This window comes from Pedobacter sp. ASV28 (assembly GCF_016428855.1).
In the GTDB taxonomy this organism is placed as follows: domain Bacteria; phylum Bacteroidota; class Bacteroidia; order Sphingobacteriales; family Sphingobacteriaceae; genus Pedobacter.
On record NZ_JAELTN010000009.1, the window covers coordinates 108343 to 114677 of the forward strand.

General features: G+C 40.3%; 3 protein-coding genes. 2 read left to right on the plus strand and 1 reads right to left on the minus strand.

Features of this window, described 5'->3' with window-relative positions; all coding sequences use genetic code 11:
- Nucleotides 1–9: 9 nt before the first annotated feature.
- Nucleotides 10–1416 (plus strand): efflux transporter outer membrane subunit, encoded by a 1407-nt coding sequence (locus tag JHD79_RS05170; protein WP_199118141.1) that lies wholly within the window; start codon nucleotides 10–12, stop codon nucleotides 1414–1416.
- 330 nt (nucleotides 1417–1746) lie between these two features.
- On the opposite strand, the gene JHD79_RS05175 is transcribed toward JHD79_RS05170, so the two are convergent.
- Nucleotides 1747–4038: a helix-turn-helix domain-containing protein gene (locus JHD79_RS05175; protein WP_199118142.1), complete on the minus strand. Its 2292-nt coding sequence runs from the start codon at nucleotides 4036–4038 to the stop codon at nucleotides 1747–1749.
- Nucleotides 4039–4438: 400 nt separating this feature from the next.
- Here JHD79_RS05175 and JHD79_RS05180 point away from each other — a divergent pair, with 400 nt between their 5' ends.
- The gene (locus tag JHD79_RS05180; RefSeq protein WP_199118143.1) at nucleotides 4439–6217 is read left to right on the plus strand and encodes a carboxypeptidase-like regulatory domain-containing protein; all 1779 of its coding nucleotides are present in this window, start codon (nucleotides 4439–4441) and stop codon (nucleotides 6215–6217) included.
- Nucleotides 6218–6335 lie beyond the last annotated feature (118 nt).

The following is a 6335-nucleotide window of genomic DNA, read 5'->3' on the forward strand; positions in this document are numbered from 1 at the left end:
TTATCAAATATGACACGAAATCATAAAATATCGATATTAACCATAAGCGTCGTACTACTTAGTTTGGGAGCTTGTATAACGCAAAAATATGAACAGCCGACTTTAAAATCGGAAGGTTTGTATGGCAATGCAAAGAGCAGCGATACAACTAGTATTGCCGATCTGCCGACTTCAACCTTGTTTACAGACCCTGCGTTGCAGGCCTTGATCAAGGAAGGGCTGGAAAATAACCTGGACCTTAAAAGTGCTATAGAAAGAATGAAAAGTGCCGAAGCCAATTTACGTCTAAGCAAAACCGCTTTCTTGCCTACCTTAACTGCCGATGTAAATGTTACCGACAATAAACAGTCTGTAGCGGCACTAAACTTTCCTGCCGGGATCAATATCAATACCGAAACCCAACTGTACCGGGCGCAACTTAGCTCTTCTTGGGAAATTGATGTTTGGGGGAAACTGGGTAGCGCAAAACGTTCTGCCCTGGCCTCCTATCTACAGACCGATGCGGCCAAACGTGCGGTACAAACCCAGTTGATTAGCAATATTGCCAACAACTATTACCTGTTATTGGCACTTGACAAGCAACTAAAAATTACGGAGCAGACCTTACAAAACCGCATTAAAAGTGTAGAGACCATTAAGGAACTGAAGGAAGCAGGTATTGTAAATGGGGCGGCAGTTGTACAGAGCGAAGCGAACAGGTATGCCGCAGAAGTCACCATTCCCGATCTTAAAAGGAGCATTAGGGAAACTGAAAATACCTTAAATATATTATTGGTAAGGACATCGGGCGTAATCAATCGAAATAGCTTGGATGCGCAACAGGAATACAAAGATTTGCAGATTGGCATTCCTACGCAGCTGCTAAAAAACAGGCCCGATGTGCAACAGGCAGAGCTTGCATTTAGGGTGGCTTTTGAAAATACAAACTTGGCCAAAACCTACTTCTATCCAGCATTAACATTAACTGCAAATGGGGGTATTTCAAGCCTAAAACTTCAAAACCTTTTCGACAATTCTATTTTTTACAGTGTTGTAGCCGGTTTGACCCAACCTATTTTCAATAGGTGGCAAAATAAAGCAAGGTTAACTTCCGCCAAGGCTGCACAACAAGAATCTTATTACAATTTTCAAAAATCGTTGTTAACTGCAGGCACCGAAGTTTCTAATTCTTTGTACGCCTATCAAACGGCCCTAGACAAAGAAAACTCGAGGGCGAAGCAAGTAGTTTCGTTAGAAAAAGCAGTTGATTACACCAAAGAATTGCTTAAATATAGTTCAGCCACAAATTACACCGATGTACTGACCTCCGAGCAAAGTTTATTGGCCGCTCAATTAAGTGGGGTTAATGATAAACTTCAAAAGCTTCAGGCCATAGTTAACCTATACCGCGCTTTAGGGGGAGGCTGGAAGGAGTAATTTACGGGCTACACTGCATTTCGCTCGGAATGCAGTGTAGCTGAGAAACTTTCTGTCTACATTTATCCCTAAATAAAACAGCTCCGAACCAAAATTCGGAGCTGTTTTTGTTTGTATCGTCATTTCGACGCCAGGAGAAATCCACCAACTTTTGAAGGGTTAAAACCTTAGTTTTAGGATTGCTTCCCCGATAATCGGGGTAGGCTGTACCTCACAATGACATTACAACTCAGGCTTACGAGGTTTTAAAACGGCACAGCCTCAACTTTACCCTTAAAAAGTAATAACCAACAAAAGTTAAACTTCATAAGTCTCCATTAAATATTTTGCTTATTCCCCTTCTACCATAAAAGCCGCAATGGCAATTTTAATTTCACCAAAATCATAGCTTTTGCCCAAATGATCTCTAAGTTCATTAAGCTTAATGCTCTTCAACTTCCTAATGGCATGCAAAATGGTTTCAAGCTTATGCTTAGGAATAACCTTATCGGCACTAATCTCTTGTTTGGCAATATAGTGCGCCAAATGACCTTCTATAGTAGCTCTTGTCATTTTTCTTTCCAAGGCAATTTCCGTTGGTGTTTTGCCTTCGTTAAAGAGTGCCAGGGTAACCTCTTTAGTATCTATTTTAGGAGCCTTTGCTCCTCCTGTTTTCTTTTTAGGTTTACTTTTTAGCGCGACATCTTCCCTAACCAATTCCTCTTTATTTGGAAGGCTGTATACCTTTTTCATCTGCTCCTCACGCTTGGCCAGTTCATATAGGTCGGCCAGGTTTTCCTTTGAGATTTCCTCATCCGCTAGTTTAGCCTGCAACATGGCCTTGGCCTTACGAATTTTCTTAAACTGCTCATAGAACATGGCTTCCAGATCTATAAGCTCATATAAGTATTCTTTAGTCTGTTTCTGCTGTTTTACCTGTTCTATATGTACAAAAATATAATCGCTCAATTTAACCAAAATGGGATTAAAATAATGCGCTGCCGCATGGGTGCGTTCCATCAATAAATGGAAGCCGTCCATATCATTCAATGTAAACAAGCGTTCTATTTGCTTCAGAAATTTATCTGCATGTACTTTCAGGGCAATTACTTCCTGCTGTAGTTTTACCGCCCATTGTAAATGAGTCTGCTTAACCGAACGTTTTTCATCTTTGCTATAGCTGAACACATGTTCATAAACATAATTGTCCAACATGCCCAAATTAAAGGCTTGCAACAATGATTGCTTTAGAAAAGCATCTGCTTCTTTAACAATCTGAACGCTTAAACTCTCTTGCAGTTCTTTGGTACGTGTATAATAGGTTACATGCTGATCCTGTTTAATTGCCCTACTATTGAGATGTGAAGTCAATACCAATCCATCCAATGAGCGCAATCTGGATAAGGCTACATAAATTTGGCCAGGTGCAAAGGCATCACCTATGTCAATAATTGCTTTATCAAAAGTTAAACCCTGACTTTTATGTACGGTAATTGCCCAGGCCAATTTCAAGGGGTAATGGGTAAACGTACCTATTTCTTCTTCCTCAATTTCGTTTGTGGTCTTGTTGGTAGTGTATCTGATATTTTTCCAGCTATATTGGTCCAGTACCAAAGGATACTTATTCCCATCTGGCAGCACCTCTATAAAGTCGCTGCCTAAATTAGTTACAATGGCTAGTTTTCCATTAAAAAACCGCATTTCTCCTTTAGGATCATTTTTAATGAACATGACCTGTGCACCAATTTTAAGTTCTAAGGTTTTTTCAATCGGATAAGCACCTTCTGCAAATTCCCTTTCAATATTGGCATGATAAAAAAAAGACTTACCCTGCAAAGCTTTAAGATGATCACGGTTCATGCGATCAGCCTTGCTATTGTGCGTAGTCAGGGTAATATAATTATCATTTGGACTAGACTTATAGTGCTCTTTATAATAACTCTTTAGCAGTAAAAAATCTTCTTCAGTACTGATGTTATTTCTTAAATTGTTCAATAGCCTGATAAATGTTTCGTCCGCTTGGCGGTAGATTTTTTCCAGTTCAATGTAAATTGGAGGATTAGATTGCAGGGCCAGGGCATCAAAAAAGAAGGCGCTTTGATAAAATTTGCCCAACAATTCCCATTCTTGATTTTTCACTACCGGAGGCAATTGATATAGGTCACCAATAAATAATAACTGCACACCGCCAAAGCTCTGAGCGTTATTTTTACGGACATAGCGCAATACCATATCTATGGCATCGAGCAGGTCGGCCCGCAGCATACTCACCTCATCAATGATCAAAAGCTCCAGATCCAATAGTATCCTTCGCTTTATCGAATTCATATTCAGGTGCCGAACAATACTTTTGGGCGTATTGTAATGTACACCGGAGGGCAATTCTTGTTCTGGTGTAATTCTAGGCACATATGCTCCAAAAGGCAGTTGAAACAACGAATGAATGGTAACTCCGGCCGCATTAATGGCTGCAATACCTGTAGGTGCCACAATGACCGCCTTTTTATGGGTATGGGCAACAATATTCCGTAAAAAGGTAGTCTTACCCGTCCCCGCCTTGCCCGTCAGAAAAATATGCCTGGCGGTATGGTTGATAAATCGGGCTGCAAGTTCCGCAGGCTGTAAGTGTTTATTTTCTTCCAAATCAGTTTCTCCTCATCTAGCTCGGTTTCTTGATCAATAAATAGCCATCAAAATTAAGCCATTTAAATATTTTGATACAGGTAGTCTCTTTTATCAACGGCTTACTACAAAAGTAAAAGTATTAAGCCAAGCTTTACTTTGATAGTTACATTAATTTACCAAGCACCAGTCCTTTTATTATCCAAACGGAGCTGGACCAAACAGTTCAAAATGCCAATTACCAGTGTAGCAACTTAAAACCTTAGCGGAAAGGAAAAATATTTTGTCATGGATAAACAGTGCCCTACCGCCTTGAATCATGACTTAAATATACCAAGACATGTTAAATAATGTTAAGATCGTAAATTAATTTCTTAAACTAACTTATTAGTTATATTTTAGTGCACACCAAACTTCTTTTATGAAAAAAACGTTACTTAGCTTAGCGGTACTTTTATTGATCGGTACTTTTGCCTATTCGCAAGTCAATTCAATACGAGGCAGCGTAACAGACCTTTCTTCAAATGTAAATTTAAAGAACGCAACCATCAGCATCTTAAATGCCAAAGACTCTACCTTATACAAATTTTCAAGGGTAGCCGAAAATGGCGCCTTTAATTTTCAGAACCTAAAAAAGGGCGACTTTATTTTATTGGTTACCTATCCTGAATATGCCGATTTTGTGAACAAGTTCACCTTGGATTCCGTCAATAAATCTATCGACTTTAAAACGATTGACATGAAGACAAAGGCCAAGTTGTTAAACGAGGTAATTATCAAAGGTCAGGCAGCAGCGATTAAAATTAAAGGAGATACGACTGAATTTAATGCAGCAGCTTACAAAATACAGCCTAATGATCGTGTAGAAGATCTATTAAAAAAGTTTCCAGGCGTAACGGTTGATGCACAAGGTAAAATTACCGCACAAGGAAAAACGGTAGAAAAAGTTTTGGTAGATGGAGAGGAATTTTTTGGTGACGACCCTACCCTTGTTACCAAAAATTTACGTGCCGATATGGTAGACAAGGTGCAATTATTTGAAAAATCTAGTGATCAGGCTGCCTTTACCGGCGTAGATGATGGGCAGAAAAAGCAAACCTTAAATATCGTGCTAAAAGAAGATAAAAAGCAAGGCTATTTTGGGAAGGTAGATGCCGGATATGGTACAGACGATTTTTATCAGGTACAAGCCATGTTCAACAAATTTAAGGCAAAAGAAAAAATAGCCGCCTATTTCACTACGAGTAATACAGGTAAAACAGGCTTAGGTTGGGACGATGCCGGAAAATATGGTGCTAGTGGGAATATGGAAGTAACGGATGATGGCATGATCATGATGTCTTCAAGTGATGAGCTGGATGGTGGAGGAAGATATTGGGGAGAGGGAATTCCAAAGGCCAATAATGGTGGTCTACATTATGAAAACAAATGGAATAGCGATAAGCAGAGCATTAACACCAACTACAAAGTTGGCGGCCTGAATGTAAAAACAAACAAAAATACCATTAGCCAAAACAACCTTCCAACTGGTATTTTTAACACCAATAGTGATAACATCACGGAAAGCGATATGTTTAGACAGAAAGTCGATGCCACCTACAACTTAAAAATCGATACCACTTCCAACCTAAAAGTCACCATAGATGGAAGCATAAAAAACACCGAAAGCAACAACAGCTATACCTCTATTGGCACAAGGGGAGATAATTCTTTACTCAACACTTCTTCTAGATCGGCCAACAACGAAAGCAAACAACAACTATTTAATCTAAATGCATTTTATACCAAAAAATTAAAAAAAGCCGGCAGAAATTATTCCATCAACATTAGTCAAGCCTTTAATAAATCAAATAGCGAAGGCTATATGAAATCGGACAACAATTTCTTTAATGAAGATGAGGTGTTGACAAGAAATGAGCTGATCAATCAGTTTAAGGATAACGATATTATCACCAACAGACTGGCATCGAACATTACCTATAACGAACCGCTCAGCAAATTCTTAAATCTAGTGGCCAATTATGGTATAACCTTTAGCAATAGCAAGGCCGATAGAAAAACTTATGATGCATCTATTGATGGCCGTTATGATCAATTGAACACTGAATTCAGCAATAATTTCCAAGCAGACCAACTGATCAACCAGATTGGGGCCTGTCTCTTATACACATCTCCGAGCCCACGAGACCTGCGTGTGTAAAAGGGGGGGGGGGGGGGGGGGGGGGGGGGGGGGGGGGGGGGGGGGGGGGGGGGGGGGGGGGGGGGGGGGGGGGGGGGGGGGGGGGGGGGGGGGGGGGGGGGGGGGGGGGGGGGGGGGG

Excerpts from the sequence above, each read along its gene's own strand:
- JHD79_RS05170 (WP_199118141.1), top strand. The coding sequence starts at position 10 with ATGACACGAAATCATAAAATATCGATATTAACCATAAGCGTCGTACTA.
- JHD79_RS05180 (WP_199118143.1), top strand. The coding sequence starts at position 4,439 with ATGAAAAAAACGTTACTTAGCTTAGCGGTACTTTTATTGATCGGTACT.